The following is a 26,374-nucleotide window of genomic DNA, read 5'->3' on the forward strand; positions in this document are numbered from 1 at the left end:
TTATTTATTCTCCGGCGTCTCTTTTTTGATAACAGAGATACCGAGTTCCGCCAGCGCGGTCGGGTTGCCAAAGCTCGGCGCTTCGGTCATCAGGCAGGCCGCAGCCGTGGTTTTCGGGAATGCGATAACGTCACGGATGTTGTCGGTGCCGGTCAGCAGCATGGTCAGGCGGTCGAGACCAAACGCCAGGCCCGCGTGCGGCGGCGTGCCATATTTCAGGGCGTCGAGCAGGAAGCCGAACTTCTCGCGCTGCTCCTGCTCATTGATACCAAGAATGCCAAACACCGTCTGCTGCATTTCGCCGTTATGAATACGTACGGAACCGCCGCCCACTTCGTAGCCGTTGATAACCATATCGTAGGCGTTAGCGATCGCCGTTTCCGGTGCCGCTTTCAGCTCAGCCGGGCTCATGTCGCGCGGCGCGGTGAACGGGTGGTGCATCGCCGTCAGGCCACCTTCGCCGTCGTCTTCGAACATCGGGAAGTCGATAACCCACAGCGGCGCCCATTTGTTTTCGTCGGTCAGGCTCAGGTCTTTACCCAGCTTCAGACGCAGCGCGCCCAGCGCATCGGCAACCACTTTCTTGTTGTCGGCGCCGAAGAAGATCATGTCGCCATCCTGCGCGCCGGTGCGCGACAGAATTTCGCTGACGATCTCAGCGTTGAGGAATTTCGCTACCGGGCTGGTAATGCCCTCGAGGCCTTTCGCCGCTTCGTTAACTTTGATGTAGGCCAGACCTTTCGCGCCGTAAATTTCGACGAACTTGCCGTAGTCATCAATCTGCTTACGGCTAAGCTGCGCGCCGCCCGGCACACGCAGTGCGGCAACGCGGCCTTTGGCATCGTTGGCCGGGCCTGAGAAGACTTTAAACTCGACCGCTTTCAGCAGGTCGGCAACGTCCACCAGCTCCATCGGGTTACGCAGATCCGGCTTATCGGAGCCGTAACGACGCTCGGCTTCGGCAAAGGTCATGATCGGGAACTCACCGAGATCGACGCCGTTCACTTCCTGCCACAGCTGGCGAACCAGCGCTTCCATCACTTCACGCACCTGCGGCGCGGTCATAAAGGAAGTTTCCACATCGATCTGGGTAAATTCCGGCTGACGGTCAGCGCGCAGATCTTCATCGCGGAAGCATTTAACGATCTGGTAGTAACGGTCGAAGCCGGACATCATCAGCAGCTGTTTGAAAAGCTGTGGGGACTGCGGCAGCGCGTAGAATTTGCCTTTATGCACGCGGCTCGGGACCAGGTAATCACGCGCGCCTTCCGGCGTCGCTTTGGTCAGCATCGGCGTTTCGATGTCGAGGAAACCGTGGTCATCCATAAAGCGGCGCACGAAGCTGGTGATTTTCGCACGGGTCTTCAGGCGCTGCGCCATCTCAGGGCGGCGCAGGTCGAGGTAGCGGTACTTCAGACGCGCTTCTTCGGTGTTGACGTGGTTAGAATCGAGCGGCAGCGCGTCGGCGCGGTTGATGATGGTCAGTTCGGTGGCGAAAACTTCCACTTCACCGGTGGCCATCTCTTTGTTGGCATTTTTGCCTTCGCGGGCGCGGACAGTACCGGTAATTTGAATGCAGAACTCATTACGCAGTTCAGAGGCGAGCTGGAACGCATCCTGACGGTCCGGGTCGAAAAACACCTGCACGATGCCTTCACGATCGCGCATATCGATAAAGATAAGGCTACCGAGGTCACGACGGCGGTTGACCCACCCACAAAGCGTTACTTGCTGTCCGACATGGGACTGATTGAGCTGCCCGCAATATACTGTACGCATGAGATATCCCTTAATTAGCTGCGCATCACCCACCACCTGCGGCGCAGGCGCGCTGGGGGCAGCTATTTTCGTATGTCACATCTGGATGAAAAAAGGGGGCTATTATACTGGAAATAATGACCCACGATAAGCCCGCTACCGACTGTACGCACGTTTGCTGCGCGCTTATTGCGCATTCTCACAAAATTTAACAAAAATTGTAAACCCGGCGCGCGGAAAGAGCGCGTAAGGTAACGCCCCAATGCGATTATTTTTTCAGGAGTGAACATGCTGGAACTCAACACGGCGAAAACGGCACTGGTGGTTATCGATCTTCAGGAAGGCATTCTGCCCTTTGCCGGCGGCCCGTATACCGCGCAGGACGTCGTAACACGTTCGGCACGGCTGGCCGAGAAGTTTCGTGCCAACGGCGCGCCGGTGGTACTGGTGCGCGTCGGCTGGTCGGCGGATTTTGCCGAAGCGCTGAAACAGCCAGTGGATGCCGCGATGGGCGGTCACAGCCTGCCGGAAAACTGGTGGAATTACCCGGCAGCGCTTGGCAAACAGGCGAGCGATATTGAGGTAACAAAACGCCAGTGGGGCGCTTTTTATGGCACCGATCTGGAAATGCAGCTGCGCCGCCGCGGTATCGACACCATCGTGCTGTGCGGCATTTCGACCAATATCGGCGTCGAATCCACCGCCCGCAACGCCTGGGAGATGGGCTTTTCGCTGGTTATCGCTGAAGATGCCTGCAGCGCCGCCGATGCCGAACAGCATCAGGGCAGCATGAAAAACATCTTCCCGCGCATCGGTCGCGTGCGCAGCAGCGAAGAGATTATCGCCGCGTTATGATCTATATCGGCCTGCCGCAGTGGTCGCACCCGAAATGGGTGCGCCTTGGGATCACCTCTCTTGAGGAGTATGCCCGTCACTTCAATTGTGTCGAAGGCAACACCACTCTTTATGCGCTACCGAAAGCGGAGATTGTCGCGCGCTGGCACGATCAGACCAGCGATGATTTCCGCTTCTGCTTTAAGTTTCCCGCCACCATTTCCCATCAGGCGGCGCTGCGTAACTGTGATGATCTAACCCACGAATTTTTTAGCCGCATGTCGCCGCTCGCCGGCAGGATTGGCCAATACTGGCTCCAGTTGCCAGCGACCTTTGGCCCGCGCGATCTCCCCGCGCTGTGGGCTTTTCTTGATGCGCTGCCCGCAGGCTTTACCTACGGTGTTGAAGTGCGCCACCCCGCCTTCTTTGAAAAAGGCGAAGAGGAGAAAGCCCTTAACCAGGGGTTGCACGCCCGCAAAGTCAACCGCGTGATGCTCGACAGCCGCCCGGTGCACAGCGCGAAACCGCACAGCGAAGCAGTGCGTGAAGCCCAGCGCAAGAAGCCGAAAGTGCCGGTGCACGCGCTGGTTACCGCTGAGCATCCGATGGTGCGCTTTATCGGCAGTGACGATATGGCGCAGAACCGCGAACTCTTCGCCGTCTGGTTAAACAAGCTGCCGACCTGGGAGCAGACCACCACGCCCTATCTGTTTCTGCATACGCCCGATATCGCCCACGCTCCCGAGCTGGTTGAGACCCTGTGGCAGGATCTTCGCACCGCGATGCCGATCGTCGGCGAAGCCCCCTCCTTGCCGTTACAATCTTCTCTTTTTTAAGCGCAGCACCTATCATTGATGGGCCATCGCCGTAACCTTAAAGGGAGTTTGTATGGTAAGCGCGTTGTATGCCGTGCTGGGTGCATTGTTACTGGTTAAATTTGCTTCTGATGTGATTCGTCTGCGTATGCAGTACCGTGTGAGCTTTGGCGACGGCGGGTTTAGTGAGTTGCAGAACGCGATGCGTATTCACGGCAACGCCGTTGAGTACATTCCCATTGCCATGATCCTGCTGCTGTTTATGGAGATGAACGGCGCGCAAAACTGGATGGTGCATCTCTGCGGCATGATGCTGATTGTCGGCCGCCTGATGCACTACTACGGTTTGCATCACCGGCTTCTCTACTGGCGGCGTTACGGGATGGGCGCAACGCTCTGCTCCCTGCTGCTGATGGTACTGGCGAATGTGTGGTATATGCCCTGGGAGTTGGTTTTCTCCCTGCGTTAGCGCACAATACGCCCCTTTGTTTTCCCGGATATTTACACTATGTCTCACCGCGACACGCTTTTTTCCGCGCCTATCGCCCGCCTCGGCGACTGGACCTTCGATGAACGGGTAGCTGAAGTCTTCCCGGATATGATCCAGCGTTCCGTTCCGGGTTACTCCAATATTATTTCGATGATCGGCATGCTGGCGGAGCGCTTTGTGCAGCACGGCACGCAGGTTTACGATCTCGGCTGCTCGCTGGGCGCCGCCACCCTCTCGGTGCGCCGCAATATTCATCATGAAAATTGCAAAATTATTGCCGTCGACAACTCGCCCGCAATGGTTGAACGCTGCCGCCGTCATATCGACGCCTATAAAGCGCCGACGCCGGTTGAGGTGATTGAGGGCGATATTCGCGATATCGAGATCAACAACGCCTCGCTGGTGGTGCTCAACTTCACCCTGCAATTTCTCGAACCCGACGACCGCCTGAAGCTGCTGCAAAAAGTCTGCCAGGGGCTGAACCCGGGCGGCGCACTGGTGTTGTCAGAGAAATTCAGTTTTGAAGATCACACCGTCGGCGAACTGCTGTTCAACATGCACCACGATTTCAAACGCGCCAATGGTTACAGCGAGCTGGAGATTAGCCAGAAGCGCAGCATGCTGGAAAATGTGATGCTGACGGACTCCGTCGAAGCGCACAAAGCGCGCCTGCGCACCGCGGGTTTTGAGCACAGCGAATTGTGGTTCCAGTGCTTTAACTTTGGCTCACTGGTGGCACTGAAGGCGGCGCAGTCATGATTGAGTTTGGCCGTTTTTATCAGCAGATCGCCACCGGTCCCCTCGCCCACTGGCTGGAGACTTTACCGGCGCAAATCGCCGCCTGGCAGCGCGAAACCCTGCATGGGCAGTTCAAGCAGTGGAACAACGCCGTGGAATTTCTGCCCAGCCTGACGCCGGATTCGCTCGATTTCGTCAACGGCGTCACCGCGCGCAGTGCCGAACCGTTAAGCGCCGGGCAGTTAAAAGGGATGGAGACGCTGCTCCGTAACCTGATGCCGTGGCGTAAAGGGCCGTTTTCACTCTACGGTCTTGATATCGACACCGAATGGCGCTCGGACTGGAAGTGGGATCGCGTTTTGCCGCACCTTTCTGACCTGCGCGGCCGCACTATTCTGGATGTCGGCTGCGGTAGCGGGTATCACTTGTGGCGCATGATTGGCGCGGGTGCGCAACTGGCAGTCGGTATCGACCCGACGCAGCTTTTTCTCTGCCAGTTTGAAGCGGTACGTAAGTTATTAGGCGACGATCGCCGTGCGCATCTGCTGCCGCTCGGCATTGAGCAGTTGCCTGCACTGAATGCCTTCGACACAGTCTTTTCCATGGGCGTGCTCTACCACCGCCGCTCGCCGCTGGAGCATCTCTGGCAGTTGAAAGATCAACTGGTTAAAGAGGGTGAACTGGTGCTGGAAACGCTGGTGGTGGAAGGTGACGAAAACACCGTGCTGGTGCCGGGCGACCGCTACGCACAGATGCGCAACGTCTACTTTATCCCCTCCGCGCTGGCGCTGAAAAACTGGCTGGAGAAGTGTGGCTTTGTCGATGTGCGCATCGTCGATGCCAACGTCACAAGCTGCGATGAGCAGCGCCGTACGTCGTGGATGGTAACCGAATCGCTGGCCGATTTCCTCGATCCGAACGATCGCACTAAAACGGTGGAAGGCTACCCTGCGCCGCTGCGCGCGGTGCTGATTGCCCGTAAACCGTAGACAAAAAAAGACCCCTGTTAATGGCAGGGGCCTGGTACAAGCAAGCATCACATTGGGCGACATGATGCGGCGGTAAAAACGGTTACTGGCGGTAGTTAACAATCAGCGCTTTCATCTCTGCTACGGCCTCTTTGTCGACGCCGTAGCGGGCATATTCATCGGCGCTCGCGTCGGATGACATCGATAATCCGCTGTTGCGATAGCGCATCGGCGACGCTGTCCAGCGTCCTGCCGAGCTATGCACCTCTTTCACACCGGCGCGAAGAAAGAGTTCAAGGTTGTCAGGACGCACGCCTGCGCCAGCCATAATGATTGGAACACCGGGAAGTGCATTTAGTTCCGTAATAAGTGAAACTCCTTTTTCCGCCGTCGCCTGCTGTCCGGATGTCAGGATGCGCGCCACGCCTGATTGTGCCAAGATTTCAACGGCCTGGTACGGATCGGCGCACATATCGAAGGCGCGATGAAAGGTCACCGCCATCCCCTCTGCGGCGCGCATTATCTGCGCCATTCTCGCCACATCGACTTCGCCGTCCTCATTCAGCACGCCGGTCACCACGCCCGGAAAGCCCATTTCGCGCACCCGCGCGATATCCGCCAGCAGCACTTGAAACTCATCATCGCGGTAGCAAAAATCGCCGCCGCGCGGTCGCACAATCGGATGGACGGTAATGGTCACCGCCTCACGCACCGCCTGCAACGCGCCAAACGATGGCGTCAGACCGCCCTCTTTCGGCGCGGCGCAAAACTCAATACGATCGGCTCCGTGCTGCTCGGCGATAAGCGCATCCTCAACGCCGTAACAGCAGATCTCCAGTAATGTCATCACTTCTCCTTTTCCTCTTATCGCCCGCGCAAGCTGGCCTCACGCCTTGACTTTACTGCTCGCTGGCAACAATCGCTTCAATGCTCCATGGGTGAAACTTCACCGTCACTTTGCCGTCAGTCACCGCCAGCGTCGGGTTGGGCAGCCGCTCGCGCTCGCCTTTTGGCGCGCTGGTTTTTACCGCAATCCCCGGCTGGCTCAGCCCTTCATCGGCCAGCAGCGCCAGCGCCCGGGCGTTCAGCGTTTCCACCTCGCCAGGCAGGACGATTTCAATATGCTCCCACCCTTCATGGGGATAGCGCTTTTCACCCGGCCAGGGCAGCTCCACCACGCTGAACTGCCAGTGCGCAACGCAGACCGGCTCGTGCAATTTAAACAGGCAGATGGGGCGGCCATTAATGATATTTTCCGACAGCAGTTCGCCGCACTGCTCAAACCCGCGCCGCCAGCGCTCCGCCGTGGCGTTCTGGTGACAACGCAGGGAGATATGATCGGCATCTAAGGGTGCGATAGCCAGCCCAAGACGGGAAGTGAAATTTTGCAGATCCGTCGTAAAACGCGGCAGATCTTCCACGATATCCTGCAACTCTTCGATAGTTTGCCAATGGCGCATAACAGTGCTCGCAACTCATAACAAAGCGCATAATCTACCGTGTTATGCGGTGCTGACGCCACCGGGCATTTGCAGTATACTCCCGCCTTTCATAAACACCCGGACGCCGCCCTCTTTCGCGGCGTCGCAAATGTAAGGTATCCCGGTGAATATTCAGGCACTTCTCTCAGAAAAAGTCAGTCAGGCCATGATTGCGGCAGGCGCCCCCGCAGAGTGCGAAGCGCAGGTGCGGCAGTCAGCAAAAGTTCAGTTTGGCGACTATCAGGCTAACGGCGTGATGGCAGTTGCCAAAAAACTGGGTATGGCCCCGCGACAACTCGCTGAGCAAGTTCTGACTCACCTCTCCCTCGATGGCATTGCCCACAAAGTGGAGATTGCCGGTCCTGGTTTTATCAATATCTTCCTCGCGCCGGAGTTTCTCGCTGAAAACGTTGATCGGGCGCTGAAATCCGATCGCCTTGGCGTCAGTGTTCCGCAGCCGCAAACCATTGTCGTGGACTACTCCGCGCCGAACGTGGCGAAAGAGATGCACGTCGGCCACCTGCGCTCCACCATCATCGGCGACGCCGCGGTGCGCACTCTTGAGTTCCTCGGTCACAATGTGATCCGCGCAAACCATGTCGGCGACTGGGGCACCCAGTTCGGCATGCTGATCGCCTTCCTCGAGCTTAAGCAGCAGGAGAACGCAGGCGAAATGGCGCTGGCGGACCTGGAAGGGTTCTACCGCGAAGCGAAAAAGCACTACGACGAAGATGCCGCCTTTGCCGAGCGCGCGCGCAGCTACGTGGTTAAGCTGCAGGGTGGCGATGAGTACTGCCGCGAGATGTGGCGCAAGCTGGTCGATATCACCATGAGCCAGAACCAGCAGGCCTATGAGCGCCTGAACGTTACCCTGACGCGCAAAGATGTGATGGGTGAAAGCCTCTACAACCCGATGCTGCCGGGCATCGTCGCCGATCTGAAAGCCAAAGGGCTGGCAGTTGAGAGCGAAGGTGCCACCGTGGTCTTCCTCGACGAATACAAAAACAAAGAGGGCGAACCGATGGGCGTCATCATCCAGAAGAAGGATGGCGGCTACCTCTACACCACCACGGATATCGCCTGCGCCAAGTACCGTTATGAAACCCTGCATGCCGATCGCGTGCTCTACTACATCGACTCCCGTCAGCACCAGCATCTGATGCAGGCGTGGACCATCGTGCGTAAAGCGGGCTATGTGCCGGAGTCGGTGCCGCTGGAGCACCACATGTTCGGCATGATGCTGGGCAAAGATGGCAAGCCGTTTAAAACCCGCGCGGGCGGGACAGTGAAACTCTCCGATCTGCTGGACGAAGCGCTGGAGCGCGCACGTCGCCTGGTGGCGGAGAAGAACCCGGAAATGCCGGCGGATGAGCTGGAGAAGCTGGCGAATGCGGTTGGTATTGGCGCGGTGAAATATGCCGACCTGTCGAAAAACCGCACCACCGATTACGTCTTCGACTGGGACAATATGCTGGCGTTTGAGGGTAACACCGCGCCGTATATGCAGTACGCCTATACCCGCGTGCTGTCGGTGTTCCGCAAAGCGGGCATTGAAGAGCAGGTGCTGGAAAACGCGCAGGTGGCGATCCGCGAAGAGCGTGAAGCGCAGCTGGCCGCGCGTCTGCTGCAGTTTGAAGAGACCCTGAGCGTGGTTGCCCGTGAAGGTACGCCGCACGTGATGTGCGCCTACCTTTACGATGTCGCTGGCCTCTTCTCCGGCTTTTACGAGCACTGCCCGATCCTTACCGCCGAAAGCGATGAGATCCGCCTGAGCCGCCTGAAGCTGGCGCTGCTAACGTCGAAAACCCTGAAGCTGGGTCTGGAGACGCTGGGCATCGAAACCGTCGAGCGTATGTAATTGCCATGCCGTTGCCTGATGGCGCTTCGCTTATCAGGCCTACGGTTTACCCAGCCAATATGAACGCGTAGGCCGGATAAGGCGTTAGCCGCCATCCGGCATCAGGTTGCGCAGAGTGGCTGGTGATGGATAACATCTCCAACGCTATCCCAATAAAAAACCCCGGCTCGCCGGGGTTTTTATTTTCATCGCACTCAAAAATATTTGCGCAGATACTCGGTCAAACAGAGCATCGCCATCGCCTGACCGTAGGGCATGGAGGTTAACGGGATCTGGCGATAAAACTCGAGATTGCTGCCCATCCCTGTGCCGAATGAGACCTGCAACAGCTCCCCTTCCGGCGAGATATTTTCGACAATCGCTTTCACCGCCCGCTCGGCGACCGGCGCGTAATCGGCGCTGATATAACGCTTGCGCAACGCCTTCAGCATGCCATAGGCAAACCCGGCGGTGGCGGAAGCTTCGAGATAAGAGTCGGGATCGTCCAGCAGCGTATGCCACAGCCCGCTCTGATGCTGGCATTTTGCCAGCGCCGCAACCTGCGCATTCAACACCTGCACCAGATAACGGCGCACGGCGTTATTCTCCGGCAGATCCACCAGCTCGAGAAAATCGGGGATCACAATGGTCAACCAGCTGTTGCCACGCGCCCAGCGCGCTTTCGCGAAGTTGTGCATCCCCTCGTAGTTCCAGCCGTGGAACCACAGCCCGGTTTCGCGATCCATCAGGTTTTGCACATGCAGCAGGAACTGGTAGACCGCCTCTTCCACATATTCGGGTTTGTTGAGCAATTTGCCGATCTTCGCCAGCGGCAGCACCGTCATCATCAGCGTGTCGTCCCACATCTGCTGGTGATTCTCTTCCGCCAGCGTGATGTGCTGCATGCCGCCGTGATCGGTGCGCGGCATCTCACTCATCGCCCACTCGGCCCAGCTCTCCAGCCAGGGAAGAAAGGCCGGGTTGCGCGTCTCTTCATAGCGGTACGCCAGCGTCAGGAACGGCGCCATGGTATTGACGTTTTTGGTGGTTGCCCCCTCGGCAAAGCGATCGGCAAACCAGCTATCAATCACGCCAAGAATGTACTCATCGCCGGTCTGGCGATAATACTGATACATCCCATACAGCCCGACGCCGTGCGTCCACTCCCATCCGGCCCAGCCTTTAGTGTCAATCACACGACCATCGTCGAGACGGAGTAAAAATTCGCCGCTATCATCGTGAATGTTGACGAGATTGTGCGTCACCTTGCGGATCAACGCTTTCAGTTCATCACGGGCGATAAAACGCTCTGGCTGACGCAGTAACGGGCTCTGTTTGACAGGCCAAACCTTCATAGTATTAACCTCAGTTATAAGTCGATTTCAGATGCGCCTCTTTCAGCGTGGGCGCAGCCGGTTTATTGCGATTCAGGAAACCAATGTTGTTATTACCCCACAGGGACTCATACGGCATCCCCGCCAGCATCTCGACCGTCTCACGCGCCTCTGGCGTGATGTTCTCAGGCATTGCGCGGCCGTTCTGGCGCATTTTTGCCGTCTCAGCACGCAGCACGCTGTGGGTTTTCAGGTTGAGCTTAAAGCGCAGCGAGACGAGGAAACCACAGCAGAGCACGGCGACGGTGCCGAAACACATAACCATCAAAATGGTGTGGCTCACTTCCGGTAGCTGGGTTTTCTGTCCGGAGACAAAACCGGAGGCCTGCATCACAATGCCCACCAGCATCACTGCGCCCGCCTGCGAGGCTTTACGGGTCAGCGTCATGATCCCGGCGAAGATCCCCTCCCGGCGCTGGCCGGTAACCACTTCATCGATATCAGCGATATAGGTGTAGGTATTCCATGGCACATAGTTGATGCCGCCGCGTCCCAGACCCGCCACGGCAGAGATCAGCAGTAGCAGCGAGTAGACATCGCTTAAGCCCGCGTAGTAGAGCACCGCGTAGGAGACGGCACTGAGGCCAAACAGCACCACCACCATGCGGTAGGAGGGTGCCGGCCCGAAGCGGATGCAGAGCGGGATCATGGCGATCACCGCGATGAACTGGAAAATCGCCATCGTGCCGAGCAGGTTCGACGCTAATGACGCCTCCTGCATCAGCACAAACACCACGTAGTAGGTGAAGACGGCGTTAAAGACATCCTGGGCGATATAGCCGCCGAGATACATGCCAAGGTGCTGGCGGAAAATCTTAATACGCAGCGTAGAGCTCAGTTCCACCACCAGGCGGCGCAGGCTCTGCCCGAGCGTCAAACTCTTCTTCTCCTCTTCAGCGCGCAGCGCGGCTTCTGTCCACTCCTCGCGCGGACGCTCCCAGGTAAAGATCCAGACAAAGGTGAGCATAATGGCGCACAGCACCGAGAAGACCAGGCTGGCATAGAAGAAGGAGACGGCGTTGTCTTTACCAAAGTGCGTCAGCAGTACGCCCGGCAGGAACGAGGCGAGGATCGCCGACATCTGCGCCATAGAGATGCGCGCGCCGGAGAATTTGGTTTTCTGTTTGAAATCATCGGTCATCTCCGGCACCAGCGTCTCATACGGCACGAGGATCATGGTGTAGACCACGTCAAACAGCAGATAGGTGAGCAGGTAGTACCAGAAGCTCATATCCCCTACCCACATGATTGAGTAACTAAAGACGCAGGGAATACCGAGCAGAATAAAGAACTTACGCCGACCAAAGCGCTTGCCTAAGCGCGTCGAGCCGAAGTTATCGGTGAGGAAGCCCATCAGCGGGCTGACCACCGCATCCAGCACCCTTGCGGCGGCAAAAATAAAGGTCGCTTCAATCGGCGTCAGGCCGCAAAAGGTGGTGTAGAAGTAGAGTAACCATGCGGCGGTAAGCGCCGTCGTGCCCGCACCCAGAAAATCGCCTGACCCGTAGGCCAGGTAATTAGCCAGTCCAATTTTTTGTGTTTTCATTGCCGTCAACCCTGTTCATTTTGGGGGACCTTTGACGATCCGGCTGAGTCAAAGGAATTTCTTACACGGCTAAAGTAAGGGGATGCGCAAGGGGAAACCTTTCTGTTTCTGCCATCAACATGCGTCATCTGGCAAAAATGCAAAGAGTGCCAATACTCGCTTCACTGATTTATAAAACAGCGTTTCTTTTGCATCAAAAGGAGAGGTCAAAATTGCGGAGCAGATAGCAAAATCCCGCGCGAACGGCGGGATTGTCGGTAAAAAAATGAGCTAACTAATTGAGTTTACAGCTCAGGGCTGCGCCGGAGGACGGCGATAGTTAACGATAACCTGGTTGCTGCGCACCGTCAGCGCGGGCCATAAGCGCCCACCGCCCGGCACTTCCCAGACATAACGCAGCGGCTCCAGGGCCGGTACACCATTAAACGCGCGGGTGGTGCCGCTCTGGCCATCCAGCGCAACGCAGCGCGCCTGGGAACAGAGGCGCACAATCAGACCGGCGGGCGTCGGGCCATTCAGCTCGTAACGCCAGGAGACATCGGTCATCAGCCCGCTAACCGGCTCAGTCGGGCCGAGCTGCGATGAGGAGGCAACTACGCCACGGTTGGCGAGCGTGATGCCGATACTGCTCGCCTGCCAGGTCCCTTCGCCCATGGCGTACGCCAGCATCGGCAGTGTCAAAAGCAGCAAAGCGAGCTTGCGCATTATTTGCCTCCGATGGTCGCGGTCATGCGAATGCTGCGGTTGTCGGACATCTCCATATTCGACAGCACCACCAGCTGCGGCAGGCTGCGGCGCAGGAAGCGGGCCAGCAGCGGACGCAGCGCATGGTTAACCAGCAGCACCGGCGGCGCGCCAAGCATCTCCTGGCGGGAGAGCGCTTCCTGGGTTTGTTCCAGCAGACGATCCGCCAGACCCGGCTCGAGGCCGCCACCGCCCTGCAGGGCTTGTAACAACAGGCGCTCCAGCGGTGTATCAAGACCAATCACCTGCACTTCACCTGTACCCGGGAACCACTGCTGGGTAATGGCGCGGCCCAGTGCCACGCGCACCACGGCGGTGAGTTCGTGCGGATCGTTTTGCAGCGGTGCATGCTCGGCCAGCGTTTCCAGAATGGTGCGCATATCGCGGATCGGCACGCGCTCTGCCAGCAGGTTTTGCAGCACCTTATGCAGCGTCGTCAGCGTCACTACGCCCGGAACCAGATCTTCGGTCAACTTCGGCATCTCCTGGCTGACGCGGTCGAGCAACTGCTGTGCTTCCTGACGGCCAAACAGCTCAGGCGCATACTGTCCAATAAGATGGTTGAGGTGTGTCGCGACCACAGTACTCGCTTCCACTACGGTAAAGCCCTGGATCTGCGCCTGCTCTTTCAGGGCGCTCTCAATCCAGATTGCCGCCAGGCCAAAGGCCGGATCGACGGTCGCTTCGCCCGGCAGCGAGCCTGCCGCCGTGCCAGGGTTTATCGCCAGCCAGCGCCCCGGATAGGCTTCGCCGCTGCCAATTTCTACACCTTTCATCAGAATACGGTAGCGCGCCGGCGGCAGATCCATATTGTCACGGATATGCACCACCGGCGGCAGGAAGCCCATATCCTGCGCAAATTTCTTACGAATACTGCGAATACGCCCAAGCAGTTCGCCATCCTGCTGGAAATCGACCATCGGGATCAGGCGGTAGCCCACTTCCATCCCGAGGTTATCTTCCAGCTGCACATCGCTCCAGGTGGCTTCCACCGCCTGGGTATTCTCTGGCAATTTCACCGGCGCGGCGTCCAGCGGCGCTTTCTCCTCTTTGCCACGCAGCCACCAGGCAAGCCCCAGCAGCGCGGCGGTAAAGAGAAGGAAGACAAAGTTTGGCATGCCCGGCACCATGCCGAGCAGACCGAGTACGCCGGCGCTCAGCATCATGACGCGCGGGTTGCTGAAGAGCTGGCCCACCATCTGCTGGCCAACGTCCTGATCGGTGCTGACGCGGGTCACGATAACGCCCGCAGCGGTAGAGATCACCAGTGCCGGGATCTGCGCAACCAGGCCATCACCGATGGTCAGCAAGGTGTAGGTTGAGCCCGCATCGCCCATCGACATACCATGCTGGATCACACCGACCATCAGGCCGCCGATGACGTTGATCACCATGATCAAAATCCCGGCGACGGCATCACCACGCACGAATTTACTCGCACCGTCCATGGAGCCGTAGAAATCCGCCTCCTGGGTCACTTCGCTACGACGACGCTTGGCCTCTTCTTCGCCGATAATCCCGGCGTTAAGGTCGGCGTCGATCGCCATCTGTTTACCCGGCATCCCGTCAAGTACGAAACGCGCGCCCACTTCAGCGATACGCCCCGCACCCTTGGTGATAACCATAAAGTTGATGATCACGAGGATGATAAAGACCACGATACCGATGGCGAAGTTACCGCCAACGAGGAAGTGGCCGAACGCTTCCACCACGCGACCTGCCGCCGCGCCGCCGGTATGCCCTTCCATCAGGATGATACGGGTGGAGGCGACATTCAGCGCCAGACGCAACAGCGTGGTGAAGAGCAGAATGGTCGGGAACGCGGCGAATTCAAGGGTGCGCTGGGTGAACATTGCCACCAGCAGCACCATGATCGACAGCGCAATGTTAAAGGTAAACAGCAGGTCGAGGACAAACGCCGGCAGCGGCAGCACCATCATCGACAAAATAAGCAATATGAGCACCGGCCCGGCGAGCACTTGCCACTGGGTCGATTTCCAATTGTTCGGCAGACGCAGCATTGCCACCAGATTAGCCATCAGTGTCCTTCTCTTTCAAAAAGTCCAGCGCCTCTGGCACCGGGAGATTCTCAGGTTTAACAGGTCGTTGTCCGCCGGACAGACGCCAGCGTTTCAACTGCCATACCCACGCCAGCACTTCGGCAACTGCCGCATAGAGCTGGCCCGGGATTTGCTGACCAATTTCAGCGTGACGATAGAGCGCACGCGCCAGCGGCGGTGCTTCGAGGATCGGCACGCGGTTTTCAGTGCCAATCTCACGAATACGCAGTGCCACGGCACCCGCGCCTTTGGCGACCACTTTCGGCGCGCTCATTTTGTTCTCGTCATACTGCAACGCCACGGAGTAGTGCGTCGGGTTAGTGACAATCACATCCGCTTTTGGCACGTCCGCCATCATGCGACGGCGAGCGGCGGAGCGCTGCATCTGGCGAATACGCCCCTTCACATGCGGGTCGCCTTCGCTCTGTTTAAATTCGTCACGAATATCCTGGCGTGACATCCGCAATTTTTTCAGGTGGCTGTAGATCTGCCAGAAAACGTCGAAGCCAACCATCGGGATAATGCTCAGCGAAACCAGCAGCGCGCACAGCCCGGCAAGGTTCATGGCGCTGGCCATCGCCGTCATCGGCGATTCGCTCATCAGGCGCATCATGTCTGGCCAGTGCTGCCAGAGAAACAGCCCGGCCACGCCGCCCATCAGCAGGGCTTTCATCAACGCTTTAACCAGCTCTGCGCCAACCTGGGCAGAAAAGAGACGACCAATGCCGCTAATCGGGTTGAGCTTGGAGAACTTAAACGCCAGCGTTTTGGTGCTGAACACCAGCCCGCCAAGCATTACCGGTGCGACCAGCGCGATAATCACCACGCCAACCAGCAGCGGCAACATGCCGATCAGCGCCGTCTTCAGCATGATGATGATCTGGCCGAGGATCAGGTTCTGGTCGCTAATAATCTTGTGATCGAAACGTAACCCGGATGAGAGCACCATTGTGAGACGTTGACCAAACGAGGCGCCGCCAAACCAGAGAATACAGACGCCGACCAGCATAATGAGCACCGAGGTCAGCTCTTTGGATCGGGGGATCTGCCCCTCTTCACGCGCTTTTTGCAATCGTTGCGCGGTGGGCGATTCTGTTTTGTCGTCGTTATCTTCAGAGGCCACGTTCAACGTCCGGGGTTACAGGTGTGACGTCATATTGCCAGAGTCAAGCGGGTCTAATGGGCGGAGTAAGGCATAAAAAGAGGGGGTTTTCGCCTTTTGGGCAGGAATGATTCACGCGCAGGCCACGTAAAGGGGGGAAATAGATCGATTTTGAAAAAGCGGGAAGGCTCTCCCCTTCCCGCTTTTAAAGCCACATCTGATGCGAAATCAGAAGCCGAGGCTGTCCAGCAGATCGTCCACCTGATCCTGGCTTGCCACAACACCCGCTTTTGTTACGTCGAGTTGTGGGCCATTGAGCAGGCTTTCGTTTTCACGTTTCGGACGCGCGGACTGCTCCGGCATGTTCTCCAGCAGCACCATCAACAGCTGGCGCTCAATCTCCTGGATAACATCCATCATGCGCTTGATTACCTGACCGGTCAGATCCTGGAAATCCTGCGCCATCATGATGTCGAGCAGCTGGGCGTTGGTAAAGCTGGTGTGACCCGGTACTTCTGCGAGGAACTGACGCGTGTCAGTAACCAGTTCACGGGCATCCGTCAGCTCGATCGGGTTTTCAAACCACTCATCCCAACGTTTGGTCAGCTCTTTCGAGCCTTTTTCCATCTCATCCTGGTGCGGCTGCGAGGCTTCAACGCTGTTCAGCGCGCGCTCTGCCGCCTGGGCGGTCATCTGCACCACATAGTCGAGACGGTCACGGGCATCCGGAATCGCTTCCGCTGCTTCAGCAATCGCCTGGTCAAGACCCAGTTCGCGCAGGCTGTCGCGCAGCATACGCGTCAGGCTACCAATGCGGGCAATGATCTCGCTGGGTGAATGCTCTTCCGTGGGTTTAATTGAAGGTTGCATCATTTGTCCAGTCCTCACATGCCAAGTTTCTCGAAGATCTTGCCAAGCTTCTCTTCGAGGGTTGCCGCCGTGAATGGTTTCACCACATAGCCGCTTGCACCCGCCTGCGCTGCAGCAATGATGTTCTCTTTTTTCGCTTCGGCCGTGACCATCAGCACCGGCATCGAGGCCATGTTGCTGTCTGCACGAATAGTTTTAAGCAGTTCCAGACCGTCCATGTTTGGCATGTTCCAGTCAGAGATGACGAAACCAAAACCACCGGCCTGGAGTTTATTGAGCGCATCAACGCCGTCTTCAGCTTCTTCGACGTTGTTGAATCCCAGCTCTTTTAACAGGTTGCGCACAATTCGACGCATAGTGGAAAAGTCGTCCACAACCAGAAATCTGAGCTCTTTGTCCGCCATATAACTTCACTCCTCGTTAAATACGTATTGCCTGTCCGGCACTGATTTTCGCCAGCATCTGCTGGCTTACCTGGCTAAGATCGACCACTTCGCTGACGCCACCCATATTGATGGCCTCACGCGGCATGCCGAACACCACACAACTTGCTTCGTTCTGTGCGATGGTCCAGGCGCCCGCCTGGTGCATCGCTAACATCCCGGCGGCGCCATCGTTGCCCATACCCGTGAGAATAACCCCCACGGCGTTGCGCCCCGCATGTTTCGCCACCGAATGAAACAACACATCTACCGATGGCCGGTGCCGGTTTACCGGCGGGCCATCGTGGATCTTAATCTGGTAGTTGGCCCCGCTGCGGGCCAGCTCCATATGCTTATCACCGGGCGCAATATACGCGTGCCCTGGCAATACACGTTCGCCGTCTTCTGCCTCTTTCACGCTGATCTGACAGAGCTTATTCAGGCGTTCAGCGAACGAGCGGGTAAAGCCCGGCGGCATGTGCTGAGTAATCAGAATACCCGGACTTGAGAGCGGCAATGGCTGGAGTACATGGCGAATTGCCTCTGTTCCGCCCGTTGACGCGCCAATCACCAACAATTTTTCCGAGCTAAGCAGCGGACCGGCTTTTAACGTTGCCGGTGCCGGCATCGGTTTGTGCGCCGCGATACGGGCGCGCGATGCGGTGCGTACTTTCTCAGCGATCATTTCGCTGTAGGCCAGCATGCCTTCGCGAATGCCGATTTGCGGTTTGGTGACGAAATCAATCGCTCCCAACTCCAGCGCGCGCAGCGTCACTTCTGAACCTTTACCGGTCAGTGAGGAGACCATCACCACCGGCATCGGACGCAGACGCATCAGTTTTTCAAGAAAATCCAGCCCATCCATGCGCGGCATTTCCACGTCCAGGGTTAAAACATCCGGATTGAATTTCTTAATCAAATCCCTCGCCACTAACGGATCCGGCGCGGTTGCCACCATCTCCATATCGCTGTGGCTATTGATAATTTCGGTCATGATTTGCCGCATCAATGCGGAATCATCGACGGACAACACCCTGATTTTACTCATGCTTTATCCTTACTCAGCGCATAAACTGTTTGCCCACGCAGGCTAAACTCGCGCACGAGGTTGCTGAAATTCTCCGAATGCCCGGCAAACAGTAATCCGTCCGGTTTAAGCAGCGGAGCGAAACGATGCAGAATGTCCTGTTGCGTCGTTTTATCAAAATAAATCATCACGTTACGGCAGAAGATCGCGTCAAACGGTCCCGGAACGTTGTACTGCTTATCCAGCAGGTTGAGGGTGGTGAACTCAACATAGTTCGCCAGCTCCTGGCGTACACGCACCAGACCCGCGTGTGGCCCGGTGCCGCGCATAAAGTAACGCTGCATCTGCTGCGGCGAGAGGGTCTTCAGCTCATCGAGCCGGTAGATCCCGCTGCGTGCTTTCTCCAGCACTTCGGTGTCGATATCGCTGGCAAAGACTTTGAAGCGGCCAGGCGCCATCCCGAGAGCATCAGCGAGGGTAATCGCCAGCGAATAGGGCTCTTCACCGGTCGAGGCCGCCGCACTCCAGATGCGATACTCACCGGTGCGCTTACGCGCATGCTCGGCCAGCACCGGAAAGTGGTGCGCTTCGCGGAAAAACGCGGTGAGGTTGGTGGTCAGCGAGTTGATAAATGCCTGCCACTCGGCGCTGTTCTGGTTTGCTTCCAGCATGCTCAGATAGCGGCCAAAATCATCTAACCCCAGCGTGCGCAAGCGGCGAACGAGGCGGTTGTAGACCATGTCGCGTTTATGATCGGCAAGGACGATCCCGGCGCGCTGGTAAATCAATTGGCATATCCGACGGAAATGCGCATCGGAGAGCGCCAGGCGCTGGGTCATCTGCTGCAATATTGATGACGTTTGCCCGTTAGGGATAGATGTTGTCATAGCGCCTTCTCAACTCAGTTCAGGATGCAACGAGCACGGCTTTTGGCGGTGCCACTTTTGTGGTGTGACATATTTTTCATCTTTATTCTGCTACCGGGCGTCACCGCCCGGCGTTGCAACCCTGCTTAAAACGTTTCCCAGTTCTCTTCTTTTCCGGCGGCAACAGCGCGGCTGCGTGCCGGAGCGAGCGTCGCGCTCATCGCCGGTTGCAGTGCGGCCTGCGCTTTGCCCACTGTCGCGGTCAGACGGAAGGCGGAGACGGCTTGCGTCAGTCGGCTCGCCTGCTCCTCCAGCGCCGCCGCTGCGGCTGCGGACTGCTGCACCAGCGAGGCGTTCTGCTGCGTCACGCGGTCCATCTCGGAGACGGCCAGCGCCACCTGATCGATACCGCGGCTCTGCTCATCGGAGGCCGAAGCAATCTCGCCCATGATGTCATTGACGCGCGTTACGGCGTTGACGATATCGAGCATCGTCTCCCCTGCACTTCCAACCAGTACAGAACCGGTATCGACACGGGAGACAGAATCTTCAATTAAAGATTTGATCTCTTTGGCGGCGTTCGCACTTCGGCTGGCCAGATTGCGCACTTCGCCGGCAACTACCGCAAAGCCGCGACCCTGCTCACCGGCGCGCGCTGCCTCCACCGCCGCGTTAAGGGCGAGGATGTTAGTCTGGAAGGCAATGCCATCGATAACGCTAATAATGTCGGCGATTTTCTGCGAACTGTTGGCGATCTCATGCATGGTTTTCACCACGCCATCGACCACTTTGCCGCCGCGCTCGGCGGTTTCAGAGGCGCTCTGCGCCAGCAGCGAAGCCTGACGGGCGTTCTCGGCGTTCTGTTTCACCGTTGCGGTCAGCTCTTCCATGCTGGCAGCGGTTTGCTCCAGCGCAGAGGCCTGCTCTTCGGTACGCGAGGAGAGATCGTTATTCCCGGCGGCGATTTCGCTGGTGCCGGAGTAGATCGCATCCGACCCCTGACGCACGTTGGTGACGGTGTCGATCAGCGCGGTCTGCATATGGTCCACGCTCTGCGCCAGCTCGGTCATCTCGCTACGGCCATCAATGCGCAGCGTATGGGCAAGATTACCGCCTGCAATTTCACGGATATGGGCAATCACCGAGGAGAGCGGCGAGAGCAGAATACGGCGGATGCCATACCAGACGCCGGCCAGCACAATCACCAGCGCCAGGGCGAGGATCGCCATCTGCCATTTGGCGAAGTTGTAGTCGCTGACGCTCTGCTCCCAGGCATTGCGATAGAGGCTGTCGCTCAGAGTCGCATAGTTGCTCATTGCCGCGCCGAGGGCGTTTTGCATCCCCTGGGTCGGCTGGGCGAGGAAGCTGTTCATATTGCCGCTTTCGAGGAACTGCACCAGCTCGCTCAGGGCGGCGTGGTAAGTCTGGTATTTCTCATCAAGGGCCTGACGCGCGCTATCCATCTCCGGCATCGTCGGCAACTGGCGGAAGGCATCGTAATGTTTGGCAGCATCGGCCAGCGACGCTTTTGCGCTGTTAAGCAGGTCGGTTTTGGCGCTGCTCTGCTGGTTGTTCGGGTCGAGCAACATCCGCGCGGAGGAGCGGCTCAGGTTGATACGCGTTTGCAGCATCAGCTCCCAGGCTTTGCCCAGTTCTGTTTGTTGCATACGCAGATCGTTGGAGACCGCAAAACTTTGCTGGTTCTGTTTAAGCGACGAAAAAAAGAGTCCACCAGAGACGAGCTGTAACAGGGCAAAGACCACCAGCACACTCATAAGCAGAGTAACGACGCGGATACGGTTCAACATGCAACAAACACCTTATTGATGAGTTATTAACGGTGTTATCGGCATCCGGCCTGGGAACTTTACATTTGCGAAAAGGAAATAAATTTGCGCTTAAAACACAATATCCACCGTTAAGGTATCGCTGTAGGTTCCGCCAGGCGGCGTGGTCTGCGTGGTCAGCACCTGCGCGGTGTAGTTATAGGTGCGCAGCAGCCCATCGGCACTCATCTGCGATGAAGCATCGCTGGCCCAGCGCTCCGCGCCGATACTGCCCCAGCGGCTGGTGGTGCCGGCTTTATAAATCTCATAACTGAGACGATTAGTGCCGCTCGCCATATTACGCACGCTGCCGTTGGCGTAGAGACCGTTATTAATTCCGACAGTGTAACTGCTCCCTTTGGTGCAAGTAATGGAGACAGATTGCGAAACGGTTTGGAAATTTCGCACCAGCGGCGCGCTGCCAAAGTTGACGTTTGGCGCGCTGATGGTGGTGCAATCATTAGTGATGGTGCCGGTAAGTTGCAGGCTGGTGACCGCGGTGCCCCGCTGCGAGGATAAACAGACCCCTACCGCGCCCGCAGAACAGACGTTATAAGTGACACTAAAGTTAAGCGTCACCTGGTAAGGCCCGGCGCTGACATGCTGCCCCGGCACGGTAAGAAAGTAGAGCGGTAAGTTGTAGGTGCGCGAGCCGAGCAGTTCGAGCAGCGCGGCACCGCTCCAGGTGTAGCTATTGCCACCGATGGTCATCTCACTGTTGTTTGCGCAGTTGGCCTGGCCGCAGAGCCGCACCGGAATGGTATCAGTGATCGCGGCGTTATCACTGCGCTTCATTGCCGCCCGGTTAGTTGCCGTCACCGTCGCCCCCGTCAGGGTTAAGGTGACGGAGTCATTGGTCAGCAGGTTCAGTATCGCATCGCAGCGCACCAGCAATCTGCCGGTCGTGGTTTGCGCCCCGGCGTTGAGGACAAAAGAGGTGACAGTACCGAACGCACCATTAACGGTGCTGACCGTACAGGCCGACCAGACCGGGGCCGCGCAGAGCAACAGAAACAGGAAAAGTAGCCGACGCATTATGGATTCCTCTGACAGGTAAGCGGCCCGTAGGTCTGCAATTTATGTTCGGGGTTGGCGCTAAGGGTGAACTCGGTTTTACACTCTCCCCCTTCCGGCAGGCGGATAAGCAGCGGGTTGACGTTCTCAAGGTTCTCCAGCCAGGCGATACCGTCATACCCCACCACCGCCGGCGCTTTACCGCTGCGCTCCACCTGGCTGCCGACCGGGATCGCCAGCCCCTGCTCATCATGAAGGATGACGCTGGCGACGCGCTCCTGCACCATCGGGAACTCAATCAGGTAACCGCTCTGGCGGCGTAGCGCGATTTTGCGCTCCGTATTCTTAAGCTGGGTATCGGCAGGAAGATTGAGGGTGTTGATGCTGTAACTCGCCGGATAGTAAGCCGACACGCCGCTCACCAGCAGGTAGCCATTCTTATCCGTTTCGCCTACCGGCTGGTTTTCATAGTTAACCGGTACGCCTGCATGGCCGCCGGTGCTGATCACCGCGAAGGCATCGTTGATGCGGTTAGCGGCAAACAGCTGACCGTCCATCAGCACCACCGCACCAATGGTTTCCCCCCACCAGGTCATTTTGCCGCGTTCGCCATAGCCGCCGCCCTGCAATTCGATATTGTTATTGCGCCAGCCCAGCGTGCCCTGCTGGTAACTTCTCGCCTGCGACTGGTGCGCCAGCGACATATTCCAGCTCAGGCCGCCATCGGTCGGCATCGCATGGCTGTAGTTCACGCGCTGCGTGGAGCCGGCATCCGGCGTTCTCTCCATACTGAAGGCGGCGCTGTCACGCTCGCCAATCGGGATCTGCACCGAGAGGCCAAAGGTCCAGTCGCCGCGCTGGTTATCGCGGCTGGCGGCGAGGTTCATACTGCTGGAGCCCCACAGATTGCGGCTCCACGAGAGGTTGAGCAGCTCGGTTTTTTGATTGTCGAAACTGCGCACGCCAATCCACGCCGCGCCAATATTGCCAAAGTCGCCCATATTGAAAGAGAGCGAATACTGATCGGTGTTGCGGCTGTAGCTGGCAACCGGCCAGCGCCCGTTCTGGCGCATATCATCGTAGCTGGCGCGCTGATCGTAGAGCGCAAGGTTGCCAAACTCGCGGTTGCGGCGGCTGTGCTGAGTGTTGATGCTAAACAGGCTGGTGTTGTATTGATAACCCCAGTTGAGCTGGTTGCCCGCATCGCCGAACATGCGGCTCTCGGTCCAGGCACCGTTGACCACGCCGAGGCGGCCCAGGCGGACAACCGCGCCTGCACCGCCGAGCGTCAGCGATTGCGCTCCTTCGGCGTGCCCCTCCAGCGTTAACCAGTCCGTGATGCCATGGCGGTATGAGCCGCTGCCCACCAGCGGACCGTAATCAAAATTTTCAATGCCGTAGTTGCGCCGTAACGAACCGATGGTGATCGCCCCGTCGCTCAGCCCCGGCTTTAACAACTCGCTGGCGACATAAAAGGGCAGCGTGGTGCTGACGCGCCGCCCGAGGGCATCGGTAGTGACCAGCACCGCATCCCCCGCGCCGTTGATATAGGGCATGTTGGTCAGGGTGAACGGCCCCGGCTGGAGCTGCCGGTTACCGGCGCGGTAGCCGTTAATAAAGAGGTCAACCGAGGTAGGCACCGCCGCTTCGCCGGAGAAGGAGGGTAGCGGCCAGGTGACAAGATCCGGACGCAGGGTAAAGTCGCGCCCGTAACGGATCCCGCCGACGCGTACGCTGCTGCTCCAACTGAGGGCTTCCGAGATCACATCCCCTACTTCCCACTGCGTGGCATCCTCTTCGTTATTAAACATCAGCGAAGTGTCATAGCGCATATAGCCCTCCCGCTGACGGAGCGAGCCGCTGAGCGTCTGGCGCAGCGCGCCGGTGGAGGAGAAAACCGCATTGCCAGTAAAGAAGCGGAACTCATTCCATAACGCGGCCTGGCTGCCAATATGTTCAGTCGTGCTGGTATAGAGGTCGTAGTTGAGCACCGCGCCACGGCCATATTTTGGCTCGCTGCGTCGGCCACCTTCATTGAATGAGGTATAACGCGCCGGAACCCACTCCTGCGGGACAAACAGCAGCAGGCGCTGCCCGGCGCTGTCATACTCAACGCGCACGTTGGGCAGTGCAGAAACATTCACCTCACCTTCGGGCAGATGATCCGGCGGCAGCCCGGCGTGGAGCAGATCGGCACGCTTAAGAAAAAAATCGTTGAGCCGCCGCGTTACCGGCACCACTTGCTGGGTATCGTAATAGTTGATCACCAGCGCAAGGTGAAACTCCGCCTGCTGGTTGATGCTCTGCGCATCCGGTGGCGGGGGTAAACCATCATCTCCCGGCTGCCCCCAGGCGGCTGCGGCGGGTAACACGATTGCCACCGCAATAATCAGTTTCCTGCTGACGACTGCCATTGCTCATCCCGTGCGTTAATCGATGCTTCCAGCGCCGATGGATTGCTCACTCCGGCGGGCAAAGGCCAGCTCCGGGCACTGTGCGGCAGCACATAGCCTAATAGCCCGTCGGCGACCTGCCGCATCTGCCCCCCCTGGCGCACGCGCACTTTGCTCAGCCGTACGTGGATATCATCATCATTGCGTACTTCCAGCTGTGCCTGACCGCCCTCACGAACCACGCGCCAGTGGAGTTTTGCCGGTTGCACAAAAGCGTGATGCGCCCCTTCGGCCTCCGTCTTAACGCCCTGACCATAGACAAATAGCGGAATGGAGTAACGCATCTGTAGCTTGAGGCCAATCTTCGGTTTGTTCGGATCGTCCGGCTGTGGGATCTCATCGACAATAATACGGTAAGCCTGCTCTTTACCGGCCGGGATCGCGGCCTGCTTAATCAGGCGGATTAGCTGTTTGCTGTCGGGTGCGATCTGCACAATCGGTGGGCTGGCGACCACGTCGCCCTGCTGCTGGTAACGCTCAAGCCCGCCCTCCTGCGTCCAGCGGACAATACGCACCTGCATAGTGGTGGGGGTTTCACCCTGATTCTGGATCCACAACTCGGTGGCGTTAGTGGTTGCATCCAGCCAGGGATCGATTGGCCAGATCAAAATGGTGGCTGCTGCCTGCGCGTTTCCCGCTGCAAGGGTCAACGCCCCCGCCAGCATACATCCTGCCGCGCGGCGGCCCAGGTTGACATTCATTCCCTCTCCCTTATCACCATGACAATGTCACGGTGAGTTGATCGCTGTAGGTTCCCGCCGGGCTGAAGCCGGTGAGCTGCGCTGCGCCAAAGATGGCGAGCGAAATATTATTGCTATCGGTGATGGTGACCGGAACCGGCTGGTTGACGCCGATTTCCGTATTGGGTGCCAGCGTGCTGCTGGTGTAGAGGCGGTATGGCACCCGCTCTACGCCGCCGCTGCGCTGCATATTGCGCACCGTCGAATAGTAGTTGCCGCCGCTGATACTCATACTGAGCGCCACGCCGGGCGTGCAGCCCAGTGAGAGGGAGGCATTAGGGACAAAGGCGCTGGTCACCTGCCCTTTTTCAACGCCCGAGCGGGTGCCAAAATTGAGCGTGCCGAGCGCCGCGCCGCTGCCGGTGACCACGGCGCAACCTGGCGTAATCGTTGCGCCAACGGTAAAAGTCTGCGTGGTGACCGCCAGCGCAGCCGGTTGCGCCAGCATAGCCAGCACCACTCCTCCTGATAATGCGCGCAGCACTGCCCGGCCACCCTGGCGGGCGGCTCGCACGCTCTCCCTTTTCATTGGCGGAGGACTAGTACGTGACGCTCACGTTGATCACGTCGGTGTAGGTACCCGGCACCACGGTGACGCTGTTGCCGCCGCCGGTGATACGGCCGTAAAGGGTGTAGTTATCAACGCCGCCGGACGTAGAGGCGCGAGGAATATTGGTGTTGTTGGCAATAACGTTACTGAAGCCGCTATCACTGTAGAGGCTGTATGCCACGCCGCGGGTGGTGTCGGCGGTATTCACCAGATAACGGGCCGGTGTGCCCGGTGTACCGACGACGTTACCCGGCGCGGTGGAGTTAGTGTTGCCAGTGACCTGCACGGTGTAGTCGGTGGTGGTGCACTGCACCGTGAAGCTGTTGCCGCCGTTGGCGCCGGTCAGCTGTGTGGTGAGCTGGGAGAAGGTTGCCGGGTGGGTACCAAAATCGAGGGTACCGAAGTTGATACCATTCTGGCTCGGCGAGCCGTTAATCAGACACCCATTCGTGAGGGTCAATGTTGCGCCAATCGTCCCGCTACTGGTGACCGCCCAGGCACTTTGTCCGGCCACCATTAACGCGCCGCCAGCCAGTACATAAAGAAGTTTTCTGTTCATGTGTCATCTCCAGCGATCCCGCGCGCGCCACATTGCCCAATCAATGAGGCGGCCGGAAAAGAGTCAATAAAATCAGTCGTAAAAAGCGGTTTAACTGAAATTTAGATGAGGCGCTGAAAACCAACCACTTTATCCGGGCGATAAAATGTAACGGACAGGTAAGCTTTTTTAATGAATTGCATCAGAGGGTTAATGGCAAAACCGGGGGGAAAGCGCTGAAAATGTAACAAATATATGTCTGAATTTGTGATAAATATCACCATATATGATATCACCGCAA

At 57.9% G+C, this 26,374-nt stretch carries 24 protein-coding genes; 6 read left to right on the forward strand and 18 right to left on the reverse strand.

Features of this window, described 5'->3' with window-relative positions; all coding sequences use genetic code 11:
• Nucleotides 1-1,779, reverse strand: a complete 1,779-nt coding sequence (gene aspS / locus ACWPW2_RS11815; protein WP_454123156.1) for an aspartate--tRNA ligase — start codon at nt 1,777-1,779, stop codon at nt 1-3.
• A gap of 267 nt (nt 1,780-2,046) precedes the next feature.
• On the opposite strand from aspS, the gene ACWPW2_RS11820 reads away from it, so the two are divergent.
• Genes ACWPW2_RS11820 through cmoB form a run of 5 tightly spaced genes read left to right on the forward strand, consistent with a single transcriptional unit; the run spans nt 2,047 to nt 5,624 of the window.
• A complete protein-coding gene (locus tag ACWPW2_RS11820; protein ID WP_454123158.1) occupies nt 2,047-2,613 on the forward strand; it encodes a hydrolase in 567 nt (188 codons plus the stop codon).
• Nucleotides 2,610-3,428, forward strand: coding sequence for a DUF72 domain-containing protein (locus tag ACWPW2_RS11825; RefSeq protein ID WP_454123160.1), 819 nt, complete (start codon nt 2,610-2,612; stop codon nt 3,426-3,428). Before ACWPW2_RS11820 ends, ACWPW2_RS11825 begins: the two co-directional genes overlap by 4 nt.
• Before the next feature lie 52 nt (nt 3,429-3,480).
• Nucleotides 3,481-3,876 (forward strand): MAPEG family protein, encoded by a 396-nt coding sequence (locus tag ACWPW2_RS11830; RefSeq protein WP_023480063.1) that lies wholly within the window; start codon nt 3,481-3,483, stop codon nt 3,874-3,876.
• A 39-nt stretch (nt 3,877-3,915) separates the two neighbouring features.
• The gene (gene cmoA, locus ACWPW2_RS11835; RefSeq protein ID WP_454123162.1) at nt 3,916-4,656 is read left to right on the forward strand and encodes a carboxy-S-adenosyl-L-methionine synthase CmoA; all 741 of its coding nucleotides are present in this window, start codon (nt 3,916-3,918) and stop codon (nt 4,654-4,656) included.
• Entirely contained in the window at nt 4,653-5,624 is a 972-nt protein-coding gene (cmoB, locus tag ACWPW2_RS11840) for a tRNA 5-methoxyuridine(34)/uridine 5-oxyacetic acid(34) synthase CmoB (RefSeq protein ID WP_279793226.1), read from the forward strand. Before cmoA ends, cmoB begins: the two co-directional genes overlap by 4 nt.
• An 82-nt stretch (nt 5,625-5,706) precedes the next feature.
• Here the strand turns inward: cmoB and cutC are convergent, their stop codons facing one another.
• Both cutC and ACWPW2_RS11850 read right to left on the reverse strand, forming a co-directional pair.
• Entirely contained in the window at nt 5,707-6,450 is a 744-nt protein-coding gene (cutC, locus tag ACWPW2_RS11845; protein WP_454123165.1) for a copper homeostasis protein CutC, read from the reverse strand.
• Nucleotides 6,451-6,502: 52 nt separating this feature from the next.
• Complete coding sequence (locus tag ACWPW2_RS11850; protein WP_454123167.1) at nt 6,503-7,063, reverse strand: VOC family protein; 561 nt, start codon at nt 7,061-7,063, stop codon at nt 6,503-6,505.
• A 145-nt stretch (nt 7,064-7,208) separates the two neighbouring features.
• Between ACWPW2_RS11850 and argS the strand changes: the two genes are divergently transcribed.
• Nucleotides 7,209-8,942 carry an arginine--tRNA ligase gene (argS, locus tag ACWPW2_RS11855; RefSeq protein WP_313277072.1) on the forward strand — a complete coding sequence of 578 codons (1,734 nt, stop codon included), beginning with the start codon at nt 7,209-7,211 and terminating at the stop codon, nt 8,940-8,942.
• A gap of 194 nt (nt 8,943-9,136) precedes the next feature.
• Here argS and bglB read toward each other — a convergent pair whose 3' ends face one another.
• From bglB to ACWPW2_RS11930, 15 genes are all read right to left on the reverse strand, one after another.
• A complete protein-coding gene (gene bglB, locus ACWPW2_RS11860; protein WP_023480064.1) occupies nt 9,137-10,276 on the reverse strand; it encodes a beta-galactosidase BglB in 1,140 nt (379 codons plus the stop codon).
• A gap of 10 nt (nt 10,277-10,286) precedes the next feature.
• Complete coding sequence (locus ACWPW2_RS11865; RefSeq protein ID WP_312119348.1) at nt 10,287-11,861, reverse strand: MFS transporter; 1,575 nt, start codon at nt 11,859-11,861, stop codon at nt 10,287-10,289.
• Nucleotides 11,862-12,152: 291 nt separating this feature from the next.
• Complete coding sequence (gene flhE / locus ACWPW2_RS11870) at nt 12,153-12,566, reverse strand: flagellar protein FlhE (RefSeq protein ID WP_454123170.1); 414 nt, start codon at nt 12,564-12,566, stop codon at nt 12,153-12,155.
• Complete coding sequence (gene flhA, locus ACWPW2_RS11875; protein ID WP_312605815.1) at nt 12,566-14,644, reverse strand: flagellar biosynthesis protein FlhA; 2,079 nt, start codon at nt 14,642-14,644, stop codon at nt 12,566-12,568. Before flhA ends, flhE begins: the two co-directional genes overlap by 1 nt.
• The gene (flhB, locus tag ACWPW2_RS11880; protein ID WP_023480056.1) at nt 14,637-15,788 is read right to left on the reverse strand and encodes a flagellar biosynthesis protein FlhB; all 1,152 of its coding nucleotides are present in this window, start codon (nt 15,786-15,788) and stop codon (nt 14,637-14,639) included. The genes flhA and flhB overlap by 8 nt, the downstream gene beginning before the upstream one ends.
• A 207-nt stretch (nt 15,789-15,995) precedes the next feature.
• Nucleotides 15,996-16,640 carry a protein phosphatase CheZ gene (gene cheZ, locus ACWPW2_RS11885; RefSeq protein WP_023480082.1) on the reverse strand — a complete coding sequence of 215 codons (645 nt, stop codon included), beginning with the start codon at nt 16,638-16,640 and terminating at the stop codon, nt 15,996-15,998.
• A gap of 11 nt (nt 16,641-16,651) precedes the next feature.
• A complete protein-coding gene (cheY, locus tag ACWPW2_RS11890) occupies nt 16,652-17,041 on the reverse strand; it encodes a chemotaxis response regulator CheY (RefSeq protein WP_023480048.1) in 390 nt (129 codons plus the stop codon).
• 16 nt (nt 17,042-17,057) lie between these two features.
• Entirely contained in the window at nt 17,058-18,107 is a 1,050-nt protein-coding gene (locus ACWPW2_RS11895) for a protein-glutamate methylesterase/protein-glutamine glutaminase (RefSeq protein ID WP_023480154.1), read from the reverse strand.
• Nucleotides 18,104-18,973, reverse strand: a complete 870-nt coding sequence (gene cheR / locus ACWPW2_RS11900; RefSeq protein WP_023480021.1) for a protein-glutamate O-methyltransferase CheR — start codon at nt 18,971-18,973, stop codon at nt 18,104-18,106. Before cheR ends, ACWPW2_RS11895 begins: the two co-directional genes overlap by 4 nt.
• A gap of 125 nt (nt 18,974-19,098) precedes the next feature.
• On the reverse strand, nt 19,099-20,760 hold the full coding sequence (gene tar, locus ACWPW2_RS11905) for a methyl-accepting chemotaxis protein II (protein WP_023480126.1): 1,662 nt from the start codon (nt 20,758-20,760) through the stop codon (nt 19,099-19,101).
• A gap of 90 nt (nt 20,761-20,850) precedes the next feature.
• Complete coding sequence (locus tag ACWPW2_RS11910; protein WP_454123175.1) at nt 20,851-21,813, reverse strand: Csu type fimbrial protein; 963 nt, start codon at nt 21,811-21,813, stop codon at nt 20,851-20,853.
• Nucleotides 21,813-24,206, reverse strand: a complete 2,394-nt coding sequence (locus ACWPW2_RS11915) for a fimbria/pilus outer membrane usher protein (protein ID WP_454123177.1) — start codon at nt 24,204-24,206, stop codon at nt 21,813-21,815. Before ACWPW2_RS11915 ends, ACWPW2_RS11910 begins: the two co-directional genes overlap by 1 nt.
• A complete protein-coding gene (locus ACWPW2_RS11920; RefSeq protein WP_454123650.1) occupies nt 24,182-24,910 on the reverse strand; it encodes a fimbrial biogenesis chaperone in 729 nt (242 codons plus the stop codon). Before ACWPW2_RS11920 ends, ACWPW2_RS11915 begins: the two co-directional genes overlap by 25 nt.
• A 49-nt stretch (nt 24,911-24,959) precedes the next feature.
• Complete coding sequence (locus tag ACWPW2_RS11925; protein WP_050019360.1) at nt 24,960-25,433, reverse strand: Csu type fimbrial protein; 474 nt, start codon at nt 25,431-25,433, stop codon at nt 24,960-24,962.
• A gap of 91 nt (nt 25,434-25,524) precedes the next feature.
• Nucleotides 25,525-26,094, reverse strand: coding sequence for a Csu type fimbrial protein (locus ACWPW2_RS11930; RefSeq protein WP_094420761.1), 570 nt, complete (start codon nt 26,092-26,094; stop codon nt 25,525-25,527).
• Between the last annotated feature and the right edge of the window lie 280 nt (nt 26,095-26,374).

This window comes from Kosakonia sp. Marseille-Q7440 (genome assembly GCF_965119485.1).

Bases quoted from the DNA above. Each gene is read 5' to 3' on its own strand.
- ACWPW2_RS11830 (WP_023480063.1), top strand. From the start codon at position 3,481: ATGGTAAGCGCGTTGTATGCCGTGCTGGGTGCATTGTTACTGGTTAAA.
- cheY (WP_023480048.1), bottom strand. From the start codon at position 17,041: ATGGCGGACAAAGAGCTCAGATTTCTGGTTGTGGACGACTTTTCCACT.
- ACWPW2_RS11925 (WP_050019360.1), bottom strand. From the start codon at position 25,433: ATGCTGGCGCAACCGGCTGCGCTGGCGGTCACCACGCAGACTTTTACC.
- ACWPW2_RS11910 (WP_454123175.1), bottom strand. From the start codon at position 21,813: ATGCGTCGGCTACTTTTCCTGTTTCTGTTGCTCTGCGCGGCCCCGGTC.
- cheZ (WP_023480082.1), bottom strand. From the start codon at position 16,640: ATGATGCAACCTTCAATTAAACCCACGGAAGAGCATTCACCCAGCGAG.
- aspS (WP_454123156.1), bottom strand. From the start codon at position 1,779: ATGCGTACAGTATATTGCGGGCAGCTCAATCAGTCCCATGTCGGACAG.
- flhE (WP_454123170.1), bottom strand. From the start codon at position 12,566: ATGCGCAAGCTCGCTTTGCTGCTTTTGACACTGCCGATGCTGGCGTAC.
- ACWPW2_RS11930 (WP_094420761.1), bottom strand. From the start codon at position 26,094: ATGAACAGAAAACTTCTTTATGTACTGGCTGGCGGCGCGTTAATGGTG.
- bglB (WP_023480064.1), bottom strand. From the start codon at position 10,276: ATGAAGGTTTGGCCTGTCAAACAGAGCCCGTTACTGCGTCAGCCAGAG.
- tar (WP_023480126.1), bottom strand. From the start codon at position 20,760: ATGTTGAACCGTATCCGCGTCGTTACTCTGCTTATGAGTGTGCTGGTG.
- ACWPW2_RS11895 (WP_023480154.1), bottom strand. From the start codon at position 18,107: ATGAGTAAAATCAGGGTGTTGTCCGTCGATGATTCCGCATTGATGCGG.
- ACWPW2_RS11865 (WP_312119348.1), bottom strand. From the start codon at position 11,861: ATGAAAACACAAAAAATTGGACTGGCTAATTACCTGGCCTACGGGTCA.
- flhA (WP_312605815.1), bottom strand. From the start codon at position 14,644: ATGGCTAATCTGGTGGCAATGCTGCGTCTGCCGAACAATTGGAAATCG.
- cheR (WP_023480021.1), bottom strand. From the start codon at position 18,973: ATGACAACATCTATCCCTAACGGGCAAACGTCATCAATATTGCAGCAG.
- ACWPW2_RS11920 (WP_454123650.1), bottom strand. From the start codon at position 24,910: ATGCTGGCGGGGGCGTTGACCCTTGCAGCGGGAAACGCGCAGGCAGCA.
- ACWPW2_RS11915 (WP_454123177.1), bottom strand. From the start codon at position 24,206: ATGGCAGTCGTCAGCAGGAAACTGATTATTGCGGTGGCAATCGTGTTA.
- cutC (WP_454123165.1), bottom strand. From the start codon at position 6,450: ATGACATTACTGGAGATCTGCTGTTACGGCGTTGAGGATGCGCTTATC.
- cmoA (WP_454123162.1), top strand. From the start codon at position 3,916: ATGTCTCACCGCGACACGCTTTTTTCCGCGCCTATCGCCCGCCTCGGC.
- ACWPW2_RS11850 (WP_454123167.1), bottom strand. From the start codon at position 7,063: ATGCGCCATTGGCAAACTATCGAAGAGTTGCAGGATATCGTGGAAGAT.
- ACWPW2_RS11825 (WP_454123160.1), top strand. From the start codon at position 2,610: ATGATCTATATCGGCCTGCCGCAGTGGTCGCACCCGAAATGGGTGCGC.
- cmoB (WP_279793226.1), top strand. From the start codon at position 4,653: ATGATTGAGTTTGGCCGTTTTTATCAGCAGATCGCCACCGGTCCCCTC.
- ACWPW2_RS11820 (WP_454123158.1), top strand. From the start codon at position 2,047: ATGCTGGAACTCAACACGGCGAAAACGGCACTGGTGGTTATCGATCTT.